Genomic DNA, 25,000 nt, shown 5'->3' with positions numbered 1-25,000 from the left:
TCTGGCGACGCCAAGCCTACCGTTGCGCATCCTCGCGCAGCAAGCCCCCCGCCGGACAGCTCAGCCCCCCAGGAACTGGGCCGGGGTGACATCCAGGCAGATCCTGTCCAGCCGTTCCACCAGCACCAGCAGCGGCAAGGCCCGAGGCAGTTCATAGCGGAAGAAATAACGGCAGGCGGTGATCTTGCCCCGGTAGAAATCGGCCTCCACCGCCCCGCCTCCTGTCCGAAGGGCGCGGCTGGCAACCACGGCCTGTTTCAGCCAAAGCCAGGCAATGACGATCTGGCCGAACGCATCGAGATAGAGCGTAGCGTTGGCCAAGCCGCGTTCCGTATCGGTGCAGGCCATGACGGCGCGCGTGGCTCGGCCCAGCGCGGCCAGGGCGGCGTGCAGCGCATCCACCTCATCGGTGAAGTCTCCATCGGCTTCCGCGGCATCCTGCGTCTGGCCGATCTCCAGCACCAGCAGGTCCATGGCCCAACCGCCTTCCATCCGCACCTTGCGGCCCAGCAGGTCCAGCCCCTGGATGCCATAGGCGCCTTCATGGATGGCGTTCAGGCGATTGTCGCGGTAATGGCGTTCCACCGGATAATCGCGCGTATAGCCGTAGCCACCCAGCACCTGGATGGCCAGCTTGTTGGCTTCCAGGCAATGTTCGGCGGGCCAGGATTTGGCCATGGGCGTCAGCAATTCCAGCAACAGATGCAGGTCGCGCCGCTCCGCCTCGTCCGTGGCCGTCGCCATCCGGTCGACCAGCATCGCGCAATAGCAGGAAAGGGCCAGCGCGCCCTCCACCGCTGCCTTCTGGGCCAGCAGCATGCGGCGGACGTCCGCATGCGCGATGATCGGCACCTGCGGCGTGGTGGCGTCCTTGTTGCGCAGCGACCGCCCCTGCGGCCGGCTGCGGGCATAGTCCAGGGAATAGAGATATCCCGCCTGTGCCGACATGACGGAATTGGCACCGACGCCGATCCGCGCCTCGTTCATCATATGGAACATGCAGGCCAGGCCCTGATGCGCCTCGCCCAGCAGATAGCCGAGGCAATCGCCCCCTTCCCCGAAATTCAGCAGACAGTTGGTCGTTCCGCGCTGCCCCATCTTATGGTTCAGCCCGGCCAGGGCGATATTGTTGAATTCCCCCGGCGTGCCATCGGCCGCGACCCGGTATTTGGGCACGATGAACAGCGACAGGCCCTTCACACCCGGCGGCCCGTCGGGACGGCGCGCCAGCACCATATGGACGATGTTTTCCGTCAGGTCGTGATCGCCACCGGAAATCCACATCTTGGTACCCGTGATCCGGTGAAGGCGCCCTTCCAGCGGCTCCGCACGGGTGCGGATGTCGGACAGGGAGGAGCCGGCCTGGGGTTCCGACAGGCACATGGTGCCGAACCAGTTTCCGTCCAGCATGGGCGGAAGGAACAGGGATTTCTGTTCATCCGTACCAAAAGTCGCCAGCATGTTGGCGGCGGCCACGGTCAGAAGCTGGTAGTTGGCAATGCCGATATTGGCAGCGGCCAGGATGCCGTTGATCAACATCGTCACCGTGGCCGGCATCCCTAGCCCGCCCAGTTCGTGAGCAAAGCCGGCACAGAACAGACCGGCCTCCGCGCAGGCCGTCAGTGCCCGCTTCACCCGCGGATCGACCTGCACCCTGCCATCCCTGAAATGCGACTCATGCGCATCAAGATCGGCGGCGCAGGGCAGCAACTCCCGTTCCGCAATGACCTGGGTGGCACCCAGCACCGCGTCGATCGCGCCACGGTCATAGGCGGCAAAGCGGGGGGCCGTCAGCAGCTCGTCAAAACCCAATGTCTCATAGAGCAGGAAATCAAGGTTCCGGCGGTGAACAATCAGGGACATGGCGGCCACTCCTGTCAGCTTCCGGCGGCGGGCGCATGCGCCGGCACGGATCGCGGATGGATTAAGGGCAAGCGGTCGGGGAGGTCAATGTATTTTGATCGATCGTACCAATTTTTTTGACGGCGCGATCCGGCCCGGAAATTAATACTGACTTCCGTGTCAGTCAGTATTGACGGACGTCCGATCGTATGCGAACGTCACTCCATTCGCGCAAAAGCGTCGCCAAGACGCCGCCGAAACAGGGAGGAAAAATTGAGAAACCTAGCTTGCGCGGCGTCGGCGACGGCGCTGCTGGCGGCTGCGTCCGCTGCCGTTGCCCAAACCCCGTCCAATGACGGCATCGTGCTGGAAGAAATCGTCGTGACGGCGACCCGCCGGGCCGAGCGGTTGCAGGACGTGCCCCTGTCCATCACGGCCTTCACCCAGGCCGAACTGACCCAGAAGGGCATTGTCGGCGTCGAAGGCATCGCCAAGGAGACGCCGGGCGTCGTGCTGGATAACCGCAGCAGCAACAATCTCAGCGTCACGACGCGCGGCATTTCGGTCAATGGCTATGATGCCGGGCTGCAAAGCACCACCACCATCTATCTGAATGATCTTCCGCTGACCACCATCGGCAATTCGGTGACGCTGGACCCGACCTTGTTCGATGTGGAACGGGTGGAATTCCTGCGCGGGCCGCAGGGCACGCTGTTCGGGTCGGGTTCGCTGTCGGGTGCCCTGCGTATCCTGACCAAGAGCCCGGACCTGACCCAGACCGACAAGGCGCTGTCGGTGGATGGCGGCTATACGCCGGCCTCTGACGGTCTGCGCCAACGCTATAACGGCATGGTGAATGTGCCGCTGGTGGAGGACAAGCTGGGCCTGCGCGTCGTCGGCTTCTACCGGCACGAGGATGGCTATGTCGAGAATACCGGTACCGGCAAGAAGCACGCCAACACGCTGGAAAGCGTCGGCGGCCGCGCCATGCTGCTCTGGCAGCCGACCGAGCGGCTGAGCCTGAAGCTGATGGCGCTGTATGAGGACAGCCAGCCGGAAGACGCTTCGCTGGTCACCCCGTCGCTGGGCAAGCGCAAGCGCTACACCACCATGCCGGACCTCTATACCTCACAGACCCAGCAATATAACGCGACGCTGGATTATGATTTCGACTGGGCGCACCTGACCAGCTCGACCAGCTACGGCCACCAGAAGGGGCATTTCGACGTCGATCTGTCGGGCACCTTCAACCTTGCCATCCCCTATGACCTGTTCAATACCGGCATCTGGAAGACCCTGGTGCAGGAGACGCGGCTGGTTTCCGCCACCGGCGGGCGGTTCGACTGGACGGTCGGCGGCTATTATCTGCATCGCGACCAGTTCCTGGATGCGCGGCAGGCGTCGCGGCCCGACTTCCTGGCCGCGCGCGGCATCACGGGCCTGATGCCGGACGGCACCTTCTATTCGAATGTGACGGATGCAGAGTCCTATGAACTGGCGGGGTTCGGGGAACTGACCTGGCACATCACCGACCAGCTGTCGGCCATCGGTGGCCTGCGTTACGGCAAGTACAAGACGACAGTGGATGTGGTCTCGGGCTTCAACTCGGCCTATTTCACCTATGCGCTGGGCGGCATCCGCGGCCCGCTGGCGCTGGTGCCCACCGTACCGGTGACCCGCGATTATCCGTCAACGGAGAAATCTTCCTGGAAGGCCAGCCTGTCCTATGAGCCGTCGCGCAACATGACGCTCTATACGACCGTGTCCACGGGGTACCGCACGCCCGTCTATAATGTCCGCGCCGGCAGCGTCAGCACCGTGAACCCCACCGATCTGATCATTCCCGGAGGCGCCACCTCCGACGATCTGACCAATTACGAGGCGGGCGTCAAGGGCACCTGGCTGGACGGCAAGCTGACCGCCAATCTCGCCGCCTATTACATCGATTGGTCGAACCTGCAGGTCCAGGCCAACCGCGTGTCGGATTCGGTGCAATTCGCCACCAATATCCGCCAGGCGGTCAGCAAGGGGCTGGAGGCGGAAGTCACCCTGCGGCCCGTGCGCGGCCTGACCCTGGGTCTGAACGCCGCCTTGAACGATGCCAAGGTGACCAAGCTGACGCCGCAGGAGGCGGCGGTCTCCGGTGCCGTGGACGGGTCACGTCTGGCGTCGCCGCATCTGCAGGGATCATTCTTCGGCAGCTACAGCTACAAGCTGTTCGACGACCGGCCGGCCTTCACCAGCTTCCAGATCCAGCATGTCGGGTCCTTCCCTGTCGGGTTCCCCAATACGCCGGGCAAGCCGACCGTGCCGCGCCCGACCTATGACAGCACCGACGCCTATACTTTGCTGAACCTGCAGACGGGCATCACCTTCGACGACCTGACCGTCACACTGTATGGTGAGAACCTGACCGACCGCAATGCCATCACCTATGTGCATCCCGAAGCCTTCGTCTATAGCCGCTATGCCGTGACAAGGCCGCTGACCGTCGGCATCCGGCTGGGGTACAATCTATGGTAAGGGCGTTGCGCGGCATGCGCCGGTGGCTGGCGCTCGCCAGCCTCTGCGCGGGGCTTGCCACGGGTCTGCCGGCCCTGGCCAGCGCCGACCCGCAGGTCCATATCGGCGATGGCGTGCTGCAGGGCGTGTCCGGCGACGGGGTGGTGTCCTATAAGGGCATCCCCTATGCCGAGCCGCCGACGGGCGACCAGCGCTGGCGCCCGCCGGTGCCGGCGCGGCCCTGGCAGGGGGTGCGGGAGGCGAAAAGCTTCGGACCGTCCTGCCTGCAGCCCCCACCGGTGCCCACCAGCCTCTATTATGGCGGCATGGCGTCGATGGCGGAGGATTGCCTGAGCCTGAACGTCTGGGCGCCGGCGGAGGCCAAGGACCTGCCCGTCATGGTCTGGATCCATGGCGGGGCCCTGGTGGGCGGCAGCAGTTCGGAACCGCTTTATGACGGCACGAAGATCGCGCAGAAGGGCGTGATCTTCGTCTCCATCAATTACCGGCTGGGGCTGCTGGGTTTCCTGGCGCATCCGGCACTCAGCGCTGAATCGCCAGACAAATTGTCGGGCAATTACGGCTTGATGGACCAGATCGCGGCACTGCGCTGGGTCCGCGACAATATCGCCTCGTTCGGCGGCGATCCGGCCAAGGTCACCATCGCCGGTGAATCGGCGGGCGGCCTGTCCGTCATCGCCCTGATGGCCAGCAATCAGGCCCATGGCCTGTTCCGCGCTTCCATTACACAGAGCGGCTATATGCCCTCCTACCGCGCCCTGCGGGAGGAGACATTGGGCCTGCCCTCGGCCGAAGCGATGGGGGCAGCACTCGGCAAGATGGCGGGCGTCAGCGATGCCGCGTCACTGCGCAAGGCCGATCTGGTCACCCTGTTCAAGGCCGGGCTGGCCACGGGCTGGGCGCCGGAGCCGGTGATCGATGGTGCCGTGCTGACGCGGCAACTGGCCGACAGTTTTGCCCTGGGTGAGCAGGCCAAAGTGCCGGTGCTGGCCGGCTTCAACGAGGGGGAAATCCGCTCCCTGCCCTTCCTGATGCCGAAGAACGTGCCCGCCACCAAGGCGGCTTACGAGGCGGATATCCGCGCCCGCTTCGGGGGCGGGGCAGCTTCCTATCTGGCGCTTTATCCCGGCGACGACCCGAAGGAGGATGCGGCCGCATCCATCCGCGACGGTCTTTACGGCTGGGCCGCGCAGAATGTCGTGCGCCAGCAGGCGGCGGCGGGGCAGCCGGCCTATCTCTATTATTTCCGGCACAGCACACCGGCACAGCGGGACCGCAACCTGGCCGCCTTCCATGCCAGTGAACTGCCCTACCTGTTCGGGCAGGTGGGGCCGGACGCGGCCCTGGGCCCGAACTGGCCCAAACCGCCGCTGAGCGAGGATGAGGCAAAACTGTCGGCTGCCATGATGGGCTATTGGCTGTCCTTCGTCCGTGACGGCGCCCCCCGCGCCGACGGTGAGGCCGCCTGGCCCCGCTATGCGGCCGGGGAAGCTGGTTACCTGGACATCGCAGAGCGTCCGGCGGTGGGGCGCGGGCTTCTGGCCGGTCCCTTCGCCCATGCCGATGCGCTGGTTGAAAGCCGGCGGCGGCAGGGGCGTGCCTGGCGGCTCGACATCGGGTTCGCGGCCTTTTAACCGTACTGGGAAAGAGCCGGGCGGCACGCACGCCGCCCGGCAGGAGCCCCCCGGTCGGAAGTGTGGAGTATCATGAGCGACGTTGAACAACCTGCCCGTGGCAAGAACCACAAGGCCCGTGTCCGGGAAGCGTCCATCGAACGCATCCTGGATGCGGCCGAGCAGCTTTTCGCCGAATTCGGCTATCACGGCTTCACCTTGAAAGATGTGGCGGCCAAGGTCGGCGTCAGTTCAACCCTGATCCATTACCATTTCAGCGGCAAGGACAGCATCTGTGAGGCGGTATGGGCCCGCAAGGCCCCGATCTCCGCCCGCAACCGCCTGGAATCCATGCGTCGCTATGCCGAGGAGGCCGGCGACAGGATCACGGTGGAAGGCGCCCTGGCCTCCTGGATCGACGCCGACCTGAATGTGCAGATCGAGGAGACGGACCAGTGGCGGGCCTTCGGCAAGATCGCGGCCCAGGCCAACAGTGCTGCCGGCTGGGGTGCGGAAAAGATGACCAAATATTTCAACCCGGTCGTCTTGGCCCTGATCGACCTGCTGAAAAAGGCCATGCCCGATTGTGACGAGGAAACGATCTTCTGGGGCTACCATTTCGTGTCGGGCGCCATGACGCACAACATGGCCCGCACGGGCCGTCTGGACGAACTGTCCCACGGCCTTTGCTCCTCTGATGATTTTGTCTCCATCCGGCGGCACATGGCGAAATTCATGGCCGCCGGTTTCGAGGCCATCTGCCGGGAAGAGGCCGCCCGGAAACGACAGACATCCCCCTAGCGACCCTGCGGGAGCAGTGCCACAAGATGACCACCCCCTTACAAGCCGGCGCCATGCAGCCCTATGCGCTGACGCTGGACCGTTTCATCGAGCATGCGGCCCGGTGGCATGGCGCCACGGAGGTCGTGACGGCCGGTGGCGGCGGGGTCACCACCCGGATCGGCTATGCGGCGTTGCGCGACCGCGCCCGGCACCTTTCCGGAGCGTTCCAGGCGCTGGGCCTGGGCGCCGGTGACAATCTGGGCCTGCTGGCCTGGAACAGTCAGGCGCATATGGAATGCTGGTACGGGGCCGTGGGGGTGGGCATCGTCTGCCACACGCTGAACCCCCGCCTGTCGCCCACCCATCTGGCCGGCATGATCCGGCAGGCCGGCAACCGTGTGCTGGCCGTCAGCCCCGACCTGACGGAACTGGCCCGCATGCTGGTCGAGCTTTGCCCCGGTTTGGCGCATGTGATCGTGCTGGACGAGCCGGGGGCCGGGGGGGCATGGCCCGATGGCGGCCGCGTGAAGGTCTGGGCCTATGGCGATCTTCTGGCCAGGCTGGGCCGGGATGTCGGGTGGGGCGGGGTGGATGAGCAGGCGCCCGCCGGCCTGTGCTTCACCTCCGGCACCACGGGCGCGCCCAAGGGCGTCACCTATACGCACCGCTCCAACTATCTGCATACGGTGCATCAGCTTCAGGCCGATGCCTGCGGGCTGACATGGCGCGACTGCGTCCTGGTCGCCGTGCCCATGTTCCATGCCAATGGCTGGGGTTTTCCCTTTTCCGGGCCGGCGGCGGGGGCCAAGCTGGTCCTGCCCGGCCGGCATCAGGACGGGGCCAGCCTGGCCCACCTGATCAACCGGGAAGGGGTGACGGTGGCGGCCGGGGTGGCCACCGTCTGGCTGGGGCTGGCCGATTATCTGGACCGTACGGGCGGGGAGGTGCCGACCCTGCGCCGCGTCATGGTCGGCGGTGCCGCCATGCCGCAGGCCCTGATGGAACGGCTGGAACGGCGGCTGGGCATCGTGATCCAGACAAGCTGGGGCATGACCGAACTGTCGCCGCTGGGCACGGCGGCGCCACCAGGGGCAACGGTGCGCCACGCCTCGCAATCCGGCCGGCCGGCCATGGGCGTGGATCTGCTGCTGACAGATAGCGATGGCGTGGCCCTGCCGGAGCAGCGCGGACCGGAGGGCCGACTGCGCGTGCGCGGTGCCGCCGTGGTCCAGCGCTATTTCGGCCAGGAACAACTGGCCGTCGATGAAAATGGCTGGTTCGACACGGGCGATCTGGCCCGCATCGATGCGGATGGCAACATCACCATCACGGGCCGCGCCAAGGACCTGATCAAATCAGGGGGCGAGTGGATCAATCCCGGCGAGATCGAGTCCGTGATCGGCACCCTGCCGCAGGTGGCGCAGGTCGCCGTTGTCGGCCGCGCCGATGCCAAATGGGGCGAACGCCCGGTGCTGGTGATCGAACCGCGCCAGGGGGCGGACATCGCGGACGAGGCCTTGCTGGATGCTCTGCGGCCACGCGTGCCGTCCTGGTGGCTGCCCGATGCCGTGGTGCGCGTCGATACCATGCCGCTCGCCGCCACGGGCAAGATCGACAAGGCACGCCTGCGCGCCGACTACGGCTGACTATTTTGTTTCCCAATAAGAAACAAACCAGGGAGGAACGGATGAAGACGACACGCCGCCAGATGCTGGCGGGAATGGCCCTGGCCGCGACACTCGGCCCCTCCCCCGCGCTGGCCGCTCCCGGCCGGGCGATGCCCAGGGGCTTTCTCTGGGGATCGGCCATCTCCGCCCATCAGAGCGAGGGCAACAATACCAATTCCGATAGCTGGCTGCTCGAGCATCTGCCGGAGACGGTCTACAAGGAACCGTCGGGCAGCGCCTGCGACAGCTATAATCGCTATGCCCAGGATTTCGCCATTGCCCGCGATCTTGGCCTGAACTGTTACCGGTTCGGCATCGAATGGGCGCGGATCGAGCCGGAGGAAGGCCGGTTCGATCAGGCGGCGCTGGACCATTATATCCGGGTGCTGGCGTCGTGCCGTAAGCATGGGCTGCTGCCCATCGTCACCTACAACCATTTTACCGTACCGGTCTGGTTCGCCAGCCGGGGCGGGTGGGAGATGGCGGACAGTTCGGACCTGTTCGCCCGCTTCTGCGACCGCGCGACCCGCGCGCTGGGTGACCAGATCGGCATGGCGTCACCCTTCAACGAAGCCAATATCCATCTGCTGGTGAAGGTGTTCCGCATGGCGGCCACGCCGGAACACCGCGCCAAACGCGCCGCGATGATCGCGGCGGCGGGGCGGGCCACGGGGTCGCAGAACTTCTCCTCCATCCTGTTTGCCGAACCCGACCGGATCGAACCCAACCTTCTGGCCGCCCATGCCAAGGCCTATCAGGCGATCAAGGCGGGATCGGGTGATTTCCCCGTCGGCGTCACCCTGACCACCCAAGCGGTGGAGGCAGTAGGCGAGGTCAGTCTGGCCGCGCAGGTGGAAACCACGCTCTATGGCGGCTGGTGGGACGCGGTGAACCAGAGCGATTTTGTCGGCGTCCAGGCCTATACCCGCATCCGCGTCGATGCCAAGGGACCGATGGCGGCCCCGGCGGGCGCGGAGATGACGGCAGCGGGCTATGAATATTACCCCAAGGCGCTGGGTTCGGTGATCCGTCTGGCCGCCGCAAAAACAGCCAAGCCCATCTATGTCACCGAAAGCGGCATCGCCACCGACGATGACACCCGCCGCATCGCCTGGCTGAATGACTGCGTGGCCGAGGTGGAGCGATGCCTGCGTGAGGGTATCGACGTGCGCAGCTATATCTACTGGTCGCTGCTGGACAATTTTGAATGGACGCAGGGATACGGCCAGCATTTCGGTCTGGTGTCCGTGGACCGAGAGACTTTTGCGCGGACACCCAAGCCCAGCGCCCGCCATTTCGCCGGCATCGTCAAGGGCACCTGAACGACCCTGTCACCGGGGCACCAACGACATGATCTGGGAGGATGCAATGCGTGGACTGAAACGGCTGCTGCTGGGGGCTGTCCTGTCGCTGGGCCTGACCCCGGCGCAGGCAGAGACGCCGCCGGCCGATTACGCGGACGATGCCAGTTGGCTGTGCCGTCCCGGCCGCAACGATGCCTGCGCCGGTGACCTGACCGCCACCATCATCCAGGCCGATGGCGGCATGGTGCGGGAACCGTTCACGCGGGCCGCCGACCCGGCCATCGACTGTTTTTATGTCTATCCCACCGTGTCGACCGATCCCGGCGGCAATAGCGATCTGAACGCGGGCCCTGAAGAGACATTCGTGGCGAAGGTGCAGTTCGCGCGGTTCGGGGCCGCGTGCCGGACCTTCGCGCCCTTGTACCGGCAAGCAACACTGACCTCCCTGCATGCCCGCATGAATGGCGGCACCGGCCCCGCGGCCGACCGTGACATGGCCTATAACGACGTGCTGGCGGCCTGGCGCCACTATCTGGCGTATGACAATCAGGGCCGGGGCGTCGTCCTGATCGGACACAGCCAGGGGGCCGCGGTCCTGCTGGCCCTGATCAAGGCGGAGATCGATGGCAAGCCGGTGCAGAAGCAGCTCGTCTCCGCCATCCTGCCGGGCACCAATGTTGTCGTGCCCAACGGGGCGGATGTCGGCGGCTCGCTGAAACATATCCCCGCCTGCCGGGCGGCGAACCAGACGGGCTGCGTCATCTCCTATGTCTCCTTCCGCGACACTGTCCCGCCATCGGAGAACGGGCTGTTCGGAAAGGGGGTGGAGCCGACCAGCATGCTATCCTTCCCCAATGCCCACGGACTTTGCACCAACCCCGCCGACCTGGGCGGCGGGTCGGGGCCGTTGCGCAGCTATTTCCAGACCGATATGGGCCCGTGGGCGCGCGACGGCTTTGCCTGGACCCGCGATGGCAAACGCATCGATACGCCCTTCGTCACCACGCCGGGCCTGCTGAGCGCGCGCTGTGTTACGCAGGGCAATATCAGCTATCTGGCCGTGCATGTGGCGGCGGGCAAGGATGATGGACGCACGCAGGATGTGCCGGGTGATGTGGTGGTGAAGGGCCGCACCTTCGCCGATTGGGGCCTTCACCGCATCGACATGCATATCGGCATCGGCGACCTGGTCGATATCGTGGGCCGGCAGGGTGCCGCCTTTACCGCCATCAAGCGCTGAAGGAGGCACAGACCATGACAGCAACAGCACAATCCCGGTCCACCACCAAGGTCGCGGCAACCGCCGGGGCCGCCGCCTCCATCGAATGGTATGATTTCTTCATCTATGGCACGGCCGCTGCCCTGGTCTTCCCGGGCCAGTTCTTCCCGGCCGACATGCCGCCATTGGTGGCGCAGATCGCGGCCTTCAGCACCTTTGCCGTCGGTTTCATCGTGCGGCCGCTGGGCGGCATCCTGTTCGGGCATCTGGGCGACATGTTCGGGCGCCGGCGGGCGCTGTCCATTGCCCTGCTGATCATGGGCATCGCCACCACCGCCATCGGCCTTTTGCCGAACTATGCCCAGGCGGGGGTGTTCGCGCCGCTGGCCCTGGTGCTGCTGCGCTTTGCCCAGGGGCTGGCGGTCGGCGGGCAATGGGGCGGGGCCGCATTGATGGCCATCGAAAGCGCACCCGCCAACCGGCGCGGCTATTATGGCAGCTTCGTGCAGATCGGGGTGCCGGTCGGGCTGGTCCTGGCCAATACCATCTTCCTGCTGGTCAGCGAGGCGGTATCGCCAGAGGCATTCCAGTCCTGGGGATGGCGCGTACCCTTCCTGCTGTCTATCGTGCTGGTCCTGATCGGCACCTATGTACAGCGGCACCTGGAGGAGCCGGAGGAGTTCGACAAGGCGGTGCCGGCCACACCGGACAAGCCCAGGGAATTGCCGCTGACCAAGGTGCTGCGCGACCATATGCCGGATGTGCTGCTGGCCGGTGGGGCGTTTGTCGCCAACAATACCTGCTTCTACATGGCCATCACCTACATCGTCGCCTATGGCACCGCGACCCTGGGCATCGCGCAGGAAACCATGCTGATGGCCGTCATGCTGGCCAGCGGCATAATGCTGCCGGTGCTGATCATCTTCGGCGGCCTGTCGGACCGGTACGGGCGGCGCGGCATCTTCATGATCGGCGCGGTGTTGAGCGGGCTGTGGGCCTTCGCCATGTTCCCGCTGGTGGAAACTGCCTCCACCCCCCTGATCATCCTGGCCATCGCGGTGGAGATGCTGTTCATCAGCATGATGTACGGGCCGCAGGCGGCGTTGTTCGCGGAATTGTTCCCCGTCGATGTGCGTTATTCCGGCGCTTCGCTGGGCTATCAGGTCGGATCCGTGGTGGGCGGTGGCTTCGCACCGATCATCGCCACCGCACTCTACGCCCATTACCAGTCGACCCTGTCCATCTCCCTCTATCTCTGCGCCATGTGTGCGGTGTCCTTCTTCAGCATCGTGGCGCTGGGCCGCCGGGCGCGGCGCCGTCCGGCGGGAGGTGCGGCATGATGCGGGCATGGGGCGCGCAGATTGTTCCTGAAATTCGAGAGCGACGATGTGATCAGCAATCCTTGCCCTTGGCCGGCAGCGCGGGGGAGACCAGGCCGGTGTTCCAGTTCCACTGCATCGTTCCGGCAGCCCGGCGCCGGCACATGGCGGTTTCGTGCAGGGTGAACATGCCTGGCAGCAGGCGCTGCCCCGGCTGCGGCGCATCGATGAAGGCCATATAGCCTTCGTCCTTGCCATATTCGGGCCAGTCGGGCTGCCCCTTCGCCACCGGCTTGCCGGTGCTGGCGAAGCTGGCCCAATAATCGGTCATGGCGGCGGACAGGGCCCGTTCGACCGGATTGTCCGGCGCCTTGGGCCAATAGGATGGCGTGCGGTCCATGGTGCCGAAAACATAGGGAATTTCCGCCGCGTGGAAGGCGTTCTGCCCCTTCTCCTGCGTGGCCGGATAGGCATGGTCGAACAGATAATAATACCCACCCTGCCCCAAGGCCGTCTGGCTGCGCACCAGCCGTTCCGCCGTCCAGCTGTACAGCGCGTCCCGTGTGACCGCCAGCATGCTCTCCTCCAGATTGTCGGAGGGGTAGAGCCGCAGGAACAGATCCGTCAGGTCGCCATATTTCTCGGCGATGGCCTTCTCATAGGCCTTGGCATCGGCCGGCTTGGGCGGCAGCAGGTGACGCAGGCTGCGGATTTCCCCGCCATTGAACCCGGCCAGCACGGGAACCGGCGCCTGTTCGCCCCGATCGAACACATCGACCAGTTGCCCCGTCAGGACCTTGCCATCCACGGTGCCCAGCGGAAAATAATTCAGCTTGGCAGCCACATCCACCAGGGCCTGCGCATCCGCGGCGCGCATCGCTGCCACATCGTTGGCACCAGCCTGGGCCATCATATAGGCACCGATGGCTTCCGCCGCGAACTCCCCATGGTTGGGCTTTTTCAGTTCGGGACCGGAAATCATGTAACCGCTCTGCACGATGGCCTTGGCGAACAGGCCCTTGGCCAGCGGAGAGGTCATCAGATACATGACCGACAGCGCCCCGGCAGACTCCCCGGAAATGGTGACATTGTCGGGGTCGCCACCGAAGGAGGCGATATTGTCACGGACCCAGCGCAGAGACGCGATCTGGTCCAACAACCCGTAATTGCCGGAAATCCCGTCCGGATTCTCGGCACTTAGGCCCGGATGCGCCATATAGCCCAGCACGCCCAGCCGGTAATTGATGGAAACAACCATCACCCCGCGCGCCGCCATGGCGGACCCGTCATACATCGCACCGAAGCCGCGACCATTCAGCAGGGTGCCACCATGGATCCAGATCAGGACCGGCGCCTTCTTCGCCCCCTTGGGCACCGAGATGTTCAGGGTCAGACAATCCTCGCCCGAGGCGGGGGGCGGATTGGTATAGACGCTGACGACGGTCACGGTGGGCTGTACACAGGCGAGGCCCGGCGACCCGGCATCACGCACGCCCTGCCAGGGTGGCAGCGGCTCCGGCGCCTTCCAGCGCAAGGGGCCGACCGGTGGTCGGGCATAGGGGATGCCGTTGAAGACGGTCCGGTCGCCGATGGTGCGACCTTCCAGGGTGCCAGCGGGAGCCTGGACCCGGGGATTGTCCTGGGCCATGGCCGCGACGGACAGCAGCGCGGCGGCGGCGCAGGCACCAAGGTGACGGAGAAGACGCATCATTGACCTCCGGTCCGGGCCGCCTCTGCCTTCAACAACCGGGCCAGCAGCAGGTAAAGCGCGATGGCCAGGAAGTAGAAGGGGGTCAGCGTGTAGAAGGCGAGTTGCAGGGAATTATCGGGATGGGCGGCCCGGAAATAATCGCTGGCCGCGCCCAGGTAGGTGGGCCCCAGGCCCAGCCCGATCAGGTTCATGACCAGCAGCAGCAGGGCCCCCGACATCACGCGCTGCTGCGGTTTCACCTCCTCCTGCACCAGCGTGACGGCCGGTGACAGGAAGAAATAATTGAGGATGGTCGGCCCGATCAGGAACAACAGCGCCAGTTCCCATCCCGGCGCCCAGACGAAACCGATGAAGAACGGAACCGATCCCGCCAGCCCCAAAGCCGGGATCAGGGCGTAGGCCTGCTTTGACTTGGCGCTGAACCGGTCGATCAGGCGGCCCGACACGAACATGCCGATGGAGATGCCGATGCCGATCAGCAGCGCGTAGTAAAGCGCCACCTCCTGCAGGGTCATCCCCTTTTCCCGCATCAGGAACAGGACGGTGAAATTCATCACCGCATAGGTGACGAACTGCGTCGCGCCACCGGCCAGCGACAGCACCAGCAGCACCCGCCGCCCGAAGAACATGGACACCGTTTCCCAGAATCCGGCCTTGGCCGGCGCCTGATCTGGCAGCGTACCGGGCGCCGACAGGTCCAGACCGCCACGCTTGGGCTCCCTGATCGTGGTCCAGACGACCAATGCCGCCCCAATGCCGAACACACCCAGCACGATGAAGGCGCTGCGCCAGCTATAGGCGGCGGCGATGGAAGCACCAAAGGCCACGCCCAGGGCCTGCCCCAGTGGCGGTCCCAGGTTGAACAGGCCCAGCGCCGTCCCCCGCCGGCCCGGCGGGAAATAGTCGGTGATGATGGCATAGGATGGCGGCACGCCACCCGCCTCCCCCACACCCACCGACATGCGCGCCAGCACCAGTTGCGGATATGTCGATGACAGGCCGCAGGCCACGGTTGCCGCACTCCACAGGGCGCAGGCGATGGACAGCACCTTTACCCGGTTGGTGCGGTCGGCCAGCCACGCCACGGGGATGGAAATGGTGCAATAGAACAAGGCAAAATAGAGCCCGCTGATCAGGCCCAATTGCCCATCGGTGACACCCAGATCATCCTGGATGGGCTTGGCCAGGATGGACAGAAGCTGCCGGTCCAGGAAGTTCAGCACATAGACGAAGCACAGAGCCCCCAAGACGTACCAGGCGCGCGCGTCCGGTGGCGGGGATTTGGCGACATTGGTCATGGTTTGACGCTCATTATTGTTGCGGACGGCCTGTGCGATGCGGCCGAAGTCGCCACCCTTGGCAGGAAGGCGGCTTCGGCCGGGTGCCTGACATATAATCAGAAGGCCTTGCGCAGGTTGAGCGCCACGAAGCGGCCGATGGGATTATAATTGCCGCCGATGCCGTCCGTCGCAGGGAAGAAGGGTGGTTTCTTGTCGAACAGGTCGTTGACCTGCAAGGCAAGCTGCGTGTCGGAGGTCATGCCGCTGTCGGGCAGGGTCCAGGTGACGCGCAGATCCACCGTCGTATAGGGATCGGACTTGTACATGCCCAGACCCGTGGGCGTGCTGAACGTGCTTTTGACGCCCGCCCGGTAATTCACGAAACCGACAACGCTGACCGGCCCGGCCACCGCCCCCAGGGACGCCCTGGCCGTCGTCCGGGGCAGACCCAAGTCCAGGCTGTCGGAGACAGGTGCCCCTGGCGTCAGTTGCGTATCGAACTTCAGGATATAGTTGCCGGCCAGACCGGCAAAGACCGCACCGAAATCCGTGGTCCGTCGCCAGCCGATGTCGAAATCCAGGCCATTGGTCTCACGGATACCGAAATTGCCCAGGCGCTGGTCCAGCACATTGCCAATCGACGGCAGGGGTGTGGGCAGATTGACCGGCGTGGCCACCGACAACAGGCTGGCAAGCTGCGATGCCGATGGATTGCGATAGACGATCGAGGCCAGCGTCGGGTCGGAGAACATCAGGGCCGCCGCCGGGACGCCGATCGCGTCGGTGAAACGGATATCGTAGAAGGTTGCGCTCGCCCGTACCTCTGGCAGGAAGCTGGGCAGCCAGTCGAGGCCGAACGAATAGGTGCGGGCCTTTTCGGGTTGCAAATCACGATTACCGCCCCGGAAATAGATGGTGTTGACCTGATTATTGCCGCGCGTCGGATCGCGGGCGGCCACCGCCGCCGACGCGGCATCCAGATAATAGGCCCCCACCGTGGCCCCGACCTGGCGCATGCCCGGTGCCCGGAAGGATCGGCCATAGGTGCCGCGTACCGTCACACCTGCCACCGGGTCCCAATTGAAGCCGACCTTGGGATTGGTGGTCGATCCAAAATCGCTGTAATGGTCATATCGGCCGGACACGGACAGCGACAGGCGGTGCAGCAGCGGCGCCTCGTTATCGGCGCCGACGATGGGCGCGAAGATCTCACCGAACACGGAATAAATGTTGCGGCCCAAATCCTCCGGCACGGGGAAGAATCCGACGAAGCCCGCCTGTTCGAATGACTCGTGCCGATATTCGGCACCGGCTGCGAATTTCAGTTCACCGCCGGGCAGGTCGAACAGCGGCCCGTCGATCTTGACGGCACCCAGCGACGTGCGCTGCTTGACGGTGACGCTGGTCGAATAATCGGTGATGGCGGCTGCCACTGATGGTGCGGTACGCGTGCCGAACGGGTCGAGCGCCGTCGCCGTCGTTGTCCCGGCTGCAGCGGCGGCCAGGGCATAGGGATTGACGTCGGGGATGAAAGCACTGTTGGTCGTCCAGCCGAACGTACCATAGGCGCTGAGGTTCAGGTCGCCGGGCAGCGACACGTCGAGGCCCAGCGACGAATTGCCGACCTTCGCACGGTCGGTATTCACGACATGGTCGGCGCCATAGAGATTGTCGGTGCGGAACAGCACCGTCTCCTGCGTGGCATTGGTGCCAGGGGGAGCCACGAAGAACGGGTTGGTATTGCGGATGGTCAGCGCCTGGATTGCCGGTGCCGCCTGGATCTTGTCCTTGCGGTCCGAATAGAGCACGTCGCCCCACAGGGTGACATGCTCGCCCAGTTCCTGCCGGCCTGACAGGAAACCGCTATGCATGCGGGTGCGGGGATACAGATCCACCGAGGCGCCATTGTCGCAATAGTTCGTCGTGTTGGGCGCAAAGCCGGGGGCGGCATAGGTGACGGCACCGGTCTGCGGGATCAGCACATTGGGCGACGGGCAGTTGGTCAGCCTGGTATCGACGCCGCCATAGGGGCGGAAATCCAGAACCCGGTAATCGCGATCGGCACCGGTGATATTGTCGTTCTGGGTATATTGATAGGCGGCCAGGATCGACCCACTGCCCCAATCTTCGCCGACCAGGGTGCTGGCATAGGTGGAGTGATAGCCGTCGCCCACGCCATGGCGGACATCCACCTCCGCACCGGAGAAGTGCTGTCGGGTGACAAAGTTCACCACACCGGCGATGGCGTCGGAGCCATAGACCGACGAGGCGCCGTCGGCAACGACCTCCACCCGCTCGATCGCCAGGCCCGGCAGATGCGGATAGTCGGGATTGGTGTCGTTGGCGGCGGCGCCGACCAGGCGGCGGCCATTCATCAACACCAGCGTCGCACTGGATGGCAGCGCGCGAAGGCCAGGCGCGAATGGACCGAATCCGGCGCTGCTGGCGCGCGGGGCGGTGTTGAAACTGTTCAATTGTGGCACGCTGGCCAGCAGGTCCGGCGTCGTCGGCGCGCCGACCGCCTTGATATCGTCGCGCGATACGCTGATCAGGTTGGAACCGGTCGGCGGAACACCCCGGATTCTCGATCCGGTAACGATGATTTCCTCAAGAATGATGTCGGATGCCGCCGCATCCGGCGCCTGCGCCAATCCGGGGCCCGCCGCCAGCAGCATGAGGGCAACCAGCGACGATCCGGACAGCGCGACATGTCTCGCGGCATTCCAGGCTCCTGACATTCAATATCCTCCCTTATTTGATTGTGGCTTTTGCCAAGCGATATCCCGACCGGGGCGGCTCGTCAAGTTCATTCATTTAGTGATAAATAAAACTTCTGAGGAAAAGCGTCATCGCTTGACCGGACATGGTCCCCGCCTCCATCGTCTCACCTGAAAGATCGGGTGGTCGTGTCTTCTCCGGACGCGTCCCGTCAGAAAGGCCGGAGGTTATGGCAACAGAGCCGAAACCAGTGGGGCGCCGCACGCGCGCGGAACAGCGGGCGGCGACCTTGAAACTGATCCTGGATACGAGCGAGGACCTGTTCTCGCAGCTCGGCTATTTCGGGGTGACGATCAAGGACGTCGCGGACAAGATGGGCATCCATCCCGCGCTGATTCACTATTATTTCGATGGCAAACAGGCGCTGTTCGACGCCGTCTGGGAGCGCCGCGTTCAATATGCCGTCACCACCCGGTCGGCGGCGCTGGACGCCTATGAGGCGGCCGCGGGGGATCATCCGACCGTGGAGGGTGCCTTACGCGCCTTCTATGACGGTGCGTTCGACATCTATATCAACGGGGGGGAAGGCTGGCGCAATTTCGGCCGCATCTTCGCCCAGGTCAACAATGCGCCCGGCTATGGCGCGGAGAAGATGGACACCTATTTCGACCCGCCGGTGCGCCGGCTTGTCGGCATCCTGAAGAAGGCCCTGCCAGGGGCGCCGCTGGATGATCTGTACTGGTGCTTCCAGTTCACCTCGGGCGCCTACACGCTGATCCTGTCGCGTACGGGCCGCATCGACCGGCTGTCCGACAATCTGTGTTCATCCGATGATTACGAAGCCGCCCGTGAAAGGTTCGTGACCTTCATGGCAGGCGGCTTCGAGGCGCTTTACAAACGCCGGGGGCAATAGCCGAAAGGAAAGCCGCACCAATCCACCGGGTTGGGACGGCCTGTCCCTCATCCTGGCCCCAGGCGCGCATCGCGAAGCGCGGCGCGGCGCACCTTTCCCGCTTCGTCCCTCAGGGGTTCGCTGGTGAATTCCACGCTTTTTGGCAGCTTGTAACGGGCCAGCCGTTCGGCGACGAAAGCCAGGATTTCCCCTTCGTCCAGGTCCATCCCCGCCAGCGGCTGGACGATAGCATGGACACGCGCCCCCCATTCCTCATCAGGGAGCCCGATCACCGCACTGGTGCGGACGGCAGGATGCGCATCGATCGCCGCCTCCACCTCCGCCGGATAGATGTTCGCCCCTCCGGAGATGATCAGGTCATTGCGGCGATCGGAAAGATAGAGATAGCCCTCCGCGTCCACGCTGCCCAGATCGCCGGTCGCCTCCCATTCGCCCATGCGCTTGGCCGTGCTGCCCAGGTAATGGTATGTGGAGCCGGCACCACCCCGGGGACGAAAATAGACCTCCCCGACTTCGCCGGTGGGGCGTGGCCGCCCTTCGGCATCCAGGATCGCCAGTTCATACCCCTCGCGCACCCGGCCGACCGATCCGCGATGGGCCAGCCAGTCTGTGCCGGAGATCATGGTCGATCCGATGGCCTCCGTCGTCCCGTAATATTCATGCACCCGCTCGCTCCCCAACCAGTCGATCCAGGCCAGTTTCAGCCAGGGGGCGCAAGGGGCCGCCATATGCAGCATCATCCGCAGGCTGGGCAGGGTGAAACGCGACAGGATGTCGGGACCCAGATGCCAGATGCGATGCATCATCGTCGGCACCAGCGTCACCCAGTTCACCTGATGGGCTTCGATCAGTTGGAGAGCCCGCAGCGCATCGAACTTGCCCATCTCGACGATGCTGTTGCCGACGCACAGGCCCATGAAGATGCAATGGAACGGCGCATTGTGATAAAGGGGTCCGGGATTGAGCATCACATCACCCGGATGCTGGCCCAGGAACCCCTCCTGCGGGTTCCATCTGGCCGGCATAGCATCCACGATCACCTTCGGCCGTCCCGTGGAACCGCCGCTGGTCATCGCCTTCCAATGCGGTGAGACGGCTTCGGGCAGCGGATCGGCGGAATATTCGTCCGGGTTCCCCGCATCGGCGGCCAATGCCTTGATGCCGGGGCCGGGCGGGTTGCCAATAAAGATCCGGGGGCGGACAATGTCCAGGATCGCTTCCATTTCCGGGCGCGGCAGCTTGGCGGCGACGATGTTCGGGATGGCACCCAGTTTCCAGATGGCAAAGACACTCTCATAGAAGGCCATACCATTGGGAAGCGCCACCGTGACGAAATCGCCATGACCAACCCCTTGCACCGCCAGCATCCGCGCACGGCGGTTGGCGCGTGCATCCAACTCTGCGAAGGATACCGAACGATCGTCCAGGATCAGCGCCGCCCGGGAGGGGGATCGGCGCGCGTGGTGGATAAGAATGGAAGAGAATGCGACACCATCGTTCGACATAACGACAACTCCTGACTGGAAACCCTCCCCGCGGCGCCGTCTTTTCAGTTGGTTGGTGCCAATGGGCCTGCGGACATCGAATATCATTTCATTAACTTAGTGATAAATGAATGAAAAGCGAAATCGTCAGCGCGGGCAGGCACACCCCGCGGGACAGGGCGTGTGCGCATGGCAGCAAAAGGAGCCGGAACGTTCACGATATAGGCTTGGATGGCGGGGGTTCCGCAGAACGATCAGCGGTCGAAAAACACCTTCAATACGGCACAGAACTGTTCCAGCAGGGGGCTGGGCCGCATGTTGCGGCGCAGTTTGTAGCCGATGGAGCGATGGCCCGCGCCATCCAGTGTCAGCACCTTGAAATCGCTGTTCCCCTCGCTGATCTGCACCGAAGAGACGATGGTGACGCAGCTGGAAAACCGCACCAGGCTTTCCAGCACCGGCAGGGAATTGGCCAGGATGCAGTTTTGCGGCCAGGGAATGCCGCTGGTCATGAACAGCGCCTCCACATGCCGGCGATAGGTGCTGCCCGGCCGGGGCAGCACCCATTTGGCGTCGGCCAGTTCCGCCAGAGTCACCTTGTCCCGCTGGAAGAAAGCGCTGTCCGGGCCGACGGCCACGGCGAACGGGTCCTGGACCAGCACATGTTCCAGCACGTCATCCGGGCTGCGAAACATCTCCGCCACCGGCCCGACGATGATGTCGATGGCGCCCGACCGCAGCATCGGCACCAGCATGTCGTCCAAGCCATCCACGATCTCGATATCCACCGGCCCCGCATCCGCCAGCAATTCCCGCAGCGCCGCTGGCAGCAATGTGGCCAGCACACTGGGCGTGGCGCCGATGCGCAAGGGGCCGGCAACACCGGCCGACCGGCGCTTGACCTCCGTCTCCGCATCCGACAATAGCGACAGCACGCCTTCAGCCCGGCGCACCAGGATCTCGCCATAGGGGGTCAGGGTCGAACCGCGCCGCGTGCGTTCCAGCACGCGCACGCCCAGCCGCTGTTCCAGCAGGGCGATGGAATTGGACAGGGCCGGTTGGGAAATCCCCTTCTCTTCCGCCGCCCGCGTGAAGGAACCGTACTTGGCGATCGCCAGCAGATTGGCGATCTGGCTTGCTTCAACAGCCATAACTTAAACCTATGACAAAGCCGATTATCATTATTTGACAGGGGGTGCTGAACGGTGTCAACGGTGAACCATGAAGCTGGCGAAGTCCGGCATCGGAGGAAAAAATGTCCGATCGTGCGATCAACGTGGCCCGCGAGCTGGGCGAGATGGGGCTGGCCTCCTTCCATGTACGCTTCGCCCTGCTGATGGGCGCCATCCTGTTCATCGATGGCTACGACCTGTTCAACGCCGCCTATGTGGCGCCCTATGTAAAGGCGCAATGGGCGTTGAGCGCGTTCCAGATCGGGCTGATGCTGTCCATCGGCATCGCGGGCCTGGCGTCGGGTGCGCTGTTACAGGGGCCGCTGGCCGACCGCCTGGGCCGCCGCCGCGTGCTGCTGGGGGCCGTGACGGGATTGGGGCTGGCCAGCCTGGCGCTATGGCTGTGGGCGCCGAGTTTCGTGATCTTCTGTGTGCTGCGCGGGCTGCTGGGCATCTGCCTGGGCATGATCTCGCCGCTGGCTTTCGTCTATATCAATGAATGGGCACCACAGCGCTGCGCCAACCGCTATGCCACGCTGGCCTTCGTGCTGCCCTTCTCGCTGGGCGGGATCGCGGCGGGTTTGGGCGGCATCGCCATCGCGCCGCATTTCGGCTGGCACGGCCTGTATGCCATCGGCGCTCTGGCCCTGCCCGCCGCCCTGGTTGGGTACAGGCTGCTGCCGGAATCCGTGCGCTTCCTGGTGGCCAAGGGCCGGCATGCGGACGTGGCCGCCATCCTGTCGCGCGCCCGGCCAGAACGGGCCGCCGCCTATGCCGCCGCCACGCAATTCCTGTCGGGGGAGGCGGCAACCGGCAGCACCAATGTCGGCGCCCTGCTGAGCCCCCGCTATCGCAGCGTGACGCTTTCCATCTGGGTGGCGGGGGCCTTCAGCCTGTTCTGCCTCCATGGCCTGTCCGGCTGGCTGCCCAGCATCATCCTGGAACAGGGGGCGGCGGTGGAGATGGCATTCGCCTATGGCTCCCTGCTGATGACCATGCAGATCGTAGGCGGCGGCATCGGCGGCTGGCTGGCCGACCGGTATGGGCAGGTCAACAGCATGGCCGCCGGCTTCCTGGGCGGGGCGGCCACGCTGCTGCTGCTGATCCCCACCATCGGCACGGACGTCGCCTGGGTCGTGGTCGCCCTGGTCGGGGCCTGCGTGTTCGGGGCGCAGGCGGTGATGAATAATTTCATCGCCATGAGCTATGAAACCGGCCTGCGCAGTACAGCCGTGGGTATCGCCGTCGGTGTCAACCGCATCGGTGGCGTCATGGGCCCGCTGATCATCGGCATGGCCCAGCAGGCATCCGGTGCCCTTTGGGTCACCCTGTCGCTGCTGGCCCTGGCGCAGTTCGGGGCCGCCGCCATCTTCCTGGCCCGCCGCCATGGGCTTCGCCCCGCCTTGGCCGCCTGATCCCTGGAAAGAGGTTTCGCCTTAATGAGAAAGCACCTGCCAGCCAGTCTGGCCGCCATCCTGGCCCTGGCCGCCGCCGCCCATGCCGGCACCCCGGCGCAGCCCGCCCTAGGATACCGCACCGCGCCGGTGATCCAGGCCGATGGCCAGGGCTTCAAGGACCTGAACCGCAATGGCAAGCTGGACGGGTATGAGGATTGGCGCCTGTCCCCGGCCGACCGCGCCGCCGACCTGACGGGCCGCATGAGCCTGGACGAGAAGGCCGGCCTGCTGATGCATGGCAATCCGCCGGGCCTGAACGGGGGCTTGCGCAATCCCTGGGACCTGGCGGCCATCGCCCCGCAGATCCGCGACCGGCATATCCGCTTCTACATCAACCGCGTCTCCGTCACCCCGCGCGAGATGGCGGCGATGGCCAATGGCGCGCAGAAGCTGGCGGAGGAGACACGGCTGGGCATCCCGCTGGTCATCAGTTCCGACCCGCGCAACCATTTCCAGGCGACATTCGGGCTCAGCGTCAGTGCCGGCAAATCCACGCAATGGCCGGAACCGCCGGGCATGGCTGCATCCGGCGACCGCGAACTGGTGCGCGAATTCGGGCGTATCGCAGCGCGGGAATATCGCGCCATGGGCATCAGCTTGGCCCTGTCCCCCATGGCCGACCTGGCGAGCGAGCCGCGCTGGCCACGCACCAACGGCACCTTCGGCGACGATCCGGCCAAGGTGGAAACCTTCGTGCAGGCCTATGTGGAGGGGTTCCAGGGGGCCAGGGACGGCTTGGCGCCGGGCGGTGTGGCCACCGTGGTCAAGCATTGGGCGGGCTATGGCGCGCAGCCCGAAGGGTACGATGCACACAATCCCTATGGCCGCGATATCGCCTTTCCCGGCGGTTGGTTCGACCAACATGTCGCCCCGTTCAAGGGCGCCTTCCGGGCCGGCGCCACCGGCGTCATGCCCACCTATGGCATGCTGCCGGACAGCGTGACCATCAATGGCCGCCCGGCGGAAAAGGTGGCCGCCGGCTTCAGCCGCCAGATGCTGACCGAACTGCTGCGCGACACCTACCGGTTCGACGGATTCGTCCTGACCGACTGGAAGATCACCGATGATTGCCTGACGCCCTGCCTGCAAGGCACCCTGAAGCATGACGAGGTCGGCATGCCGTGGGGCGTGGAGGCCCTGTCCAAGCCCGACCGTTTCGCCAAGTCCCTGGATGCCGGGGTGGACCAGTTCGGCGGCATCATGGACCCCGACATCCTGGTCACGCTGGTGGAAAGCGGCCGCATCACACCTGAGCGCATCGACCTGTCGGTGCGCCGCATGCTGATGGTGATGTTCCAGTTGGGCCTTTTCGAGAACCCGTATGTCGATGCCGACGCGGCGGAGCGCATCGTCGGGGCCCCGGCCGACCGGGAAAAGGCGCTGGAGGCCCAGCGCCGGTCGCTGGTGCTGCTGGAGGCAGCGAACGGTGCCTTGCCGATGGACCCGGCCAAAAGGCCGCGTGCCTGGCTGTGGAAGATGGATGCCGACGCCGTGAAGGCCCGCGGCTTCACCATCGTGGACAGCCCGGAACAGGCCGATGTGGCGCTGATGCGCATCGCCACCCCCTTCACGACGCGCCCGGCCTATTTCTTCGGCTCCCGCCATCATGAAGGATCGCTGGCCTTCGCGCCCGACAATGCCGACCGGCTGGCCGTGGAACGGGCCGCTGCCGCAGGATTACCGGTGATGGTCAGTACCTATCTGGACCGGCCAGCCATCCTGGGCCCGATCAAGGACAAGGCCACCGTTCTGATCGTCGATTTCGGCGCCTCCGACGACGCACTGCTGGACCTGCTGACCGGCAAGGCCACGTTCACCGGCAAGCTGCCATTCGAACTGCCCTCCTCTATGCAGGCGGTGGAAAAGCAGTTGCCCGACGTGTCTTCCGACAGTGACAAGCCACTCTACCCGACCGGTTTCGGACTAAAGGGATAACAGCATCAAACCGGTATCGAAATTAAAAGAAAAGGGGCGGTGAAAACCGCCCCTTTTTCA

Annotated in this window: 16 protein-coding genes; 10 read left to right on the top strand and 6 right to left on the bottom strand. The window is 64.9% G+C overall.

The window, feature by feature from the left end:
- Window positions 1-60: 60 nt before the first annotated feature.
- Complete coding sequence (locus AC1Q7F_RS20560) at window positions 61-1,863, bottom strand: acyl-CoA dehydrogenase (RefSeq protein WP_492510340.1); 1,803 nt, start codon at window positions 1,861-1,863, stop codon at window positions 61-63.
- A 252-nt stretch (window positions 1,864-2,115) separates the two neighbouring features.
- Here AC1Q7F_RS20560 and AC1Q7F_RS20555 point away from each other — a divergent pair, with 252 nt between their 5' ends.
- The 7 genes from AC1Q7F_RS20555 (at window position 2,116) to AC1Q7F_RS20525 (ending at window position 12,291) form a co-directional block, all read left to right on the top strand.
- The gene (locus tag AC1Q7F_RS20555) at window positions 2,116-4,365 is read left to right on the top strand and encodes a TonB-dependent receptor (protein ID WP_492510338.1); all 2,250 of its coding nucleotides are present in this window, start codon (window positions 2,116-2,118) and stop codon (window positions 4,363-4,365) included.
- Window positions 4,366-4,379: 14 nt separating this feature from the next.
- A complete protein-coding gene (locus tag AC1Q7F_RS20550; protein ID WP_492510336.1) occupies window positions 4,380-5,999 on the top strand; it encodes a carboxylesterase/lipase family protein in 1,620 nt (539 codons plus the stop codon).
- 72 nt (window positions 6,000-6,071) lie between these two features.
- A complete protein-coding gene (locus AC1Q7F_RS20545; protein WP_492510334.1) occupies window positions 6,072-6,779 on the top strand; it encodes a TetR/AcrR family transcriptional regulator in 708 nt (235 codons plus the stop codon).
- Window positions 6,780-6,805: 26 nt separating this feature from the next.
- Window positions 6,806-8,407: an AMP-binding protein gene (locus AC1Q7F_RS20540; RefSeq protein ID WP_492510332.1), complete on the top strand. Its 1,602-nt coding sequence runs from the start codon at window positions 6,806-6,808 to the stop codon at window positions 8,405-8,407.
- A 41-nt stretch (window positions 8,408-8,448) separates the two neighbouring features.
- On the top strand, window positions 8,449-9,750 hold the full coding sequence (locus AC1Q7F_RS20535; RefSeq protein ID WP_492510330.1) for a glycoside hydrolase family 1 protein: 1,302 nt from the start codon (window positions 8,449-8,451) through the stop codon (window positions 9,748-9,750).
- Window positions 9,751-9,796: 46 nt separating this feature from the next.
- Window positions 9,797-10,972, top strand: coding sequence for a DUF3089 domain-containing protein (locus AC1Q7F_RS20530; protein ID WP_492510328.1), 1,176 nt, complete (start codon window positions 9,797-9,799; stop codon window positions 10,970-10,972).
- Between the two features lie 14 nt (window positions 10,973-10,986).
- Window positions 10,987-12,291: an MFS transporter gene (locus tag AC1Q7F_RS20525; RefSeq protein WP_492510326.1), complete on the top strand. Its 1,305-nt coding sequence runs from the start codon at window positions 10,987-10,989 to the stop codon at window positions 12,289-12,291.
- A gap of 52 nt (window positions 12,292-12,343) precedes the next feature.
- Here the strand turns inward: AC1Q7F_RS20525 and AC1Q7F_RS20520 are convergent, their stop codons facing one another.
- From AC1Q7F_RS20520 to AC1Q7F_RS20510, 3 genes are all read right to left on the bottom strand, one after another.
- Window positions 12,344-13,978: a carboxylesterase/lipase family protein gene (locus tag AC1Q7F_RS20520; RefSeq protein WP_492510324.1), complete on the bottom strand. Its 1,635-nt coding sequence runs from the start codon at window positions 13,976-13,978 to the stop codon at window positions 12,344-12,346.
- The gene (locus tag AC1Q7F_RS20515; protein ID WP_492510322.1) at window positions 13,978-15,279 is read right to left on the bottom strand and encodes a spinster family MFS transporter; all 1,302 of its coding nucleotides are present in this window, start codon (window positions 15,277-15,279) and stop codon (window positions 13,978-13,980) included. Before AC1Q7F_RS20515 ends, AC1Q7F_RS20520 begins: the two co-directional genes overlap by 1 nt.
- Before the next feature lie 98 nt (window positions 15,280-15,377).
- Complete coding sequence (locus AC1Q7F_RS20510; RefSeq protein WP_492510320.1) at window positions 15,378-17,999, bottom strand: TonB-dependent receptor plug domain-containing protein; 2,622 nt, start codon at window positions 17,997-17,999, stop codon at window positions 15,378-15,380.
- Between the two features lie 269 nt (window positions 18,000-18,268).
- Here AC1Q7F_RS20510 and AC1Q7F_RS20505 point away from each other — a divergent pair, with 269 nt between their 5' ends.
- On the top strand, window positions 18,269-18,892 hold the full coding sequence (locus AC1Q7F_RS20505) for a TetR/AcrR family transcriptional regulator (RefSeq protein WP_492510318.1): 624 nt from the start codon (window positions 18,269-18,271) through the stop codon (window positions 18,890-18,892).
- A gap of 47 nt (window positions 18,893-18,939) precedes the next feature.
- Here AC1Q7F_RS20505 and AC1Q7F_RS20500 read toward each other — a convergent pair whose 3' ends face one another.
- The gene (locus AC1Q7F_RS20500; RefSeq protein ID WP_492510316.1) at window positions 18,940-20,397 is read right to left on the bottom strand and encodes an AMP-binding protein; all 1,458 of its coding nucleotides are present in this window, start codon (window positions 20,395-20,397) and stop codon (window positions 18,940-18,942) included.
- Window positions 20,398-20,630: 233 nt separating this feature from the next.
- Window positions 20,631-21,527: a LysR family transcriptional regulator gene (locus AC1Q7F_RS20495; RefSeq protein ID WP_492510314.1), complete on the bottom strand. Its 897-nt coding sequence runs from the start codon at window positions 21,525-21,527 to the stop codon at window positions 20,631-20,633.
- A 104-nt stretch (window positions 21,528-21,631) separates the two neighbouring features.
- Between AC1Q7F_RS20495 and AC1Q7F_RS20490 the strand changes: the two genes are divergently transcribed.
- A complete protein-coding gene (locus AC1Q7F_RS20490; protein ID WP_492510312.1) occupies window positions 21,632-22,963 on the top strand; it encodes an MFS transporter in 1,332 nt (443 codons plus the stop codon).
- 24 nt (window positions 22,964-22,987) lie between these two features.
- Window positions 22,988-24,940, top strand: a complete 1,953-nt coding sequence (locus AC1Q7F_RS20485; protein WP_492510310.1) for a glycoside hydrolase family 3 protein — start codon at window positions 22,988-22,990, stop codon at window positions 24,938-24,940.
- Window positions 24,941-25,000: the final 60 nt, after the last annotated feature.

The organism is Niveispirillum sp. GW835-FHT14G11 (assembly GCF_058793615.1).
Note: the sequence above shows the minus strand (reverse complement) of the source record. Positions and strands in the feature narration are given on the sequence as shown.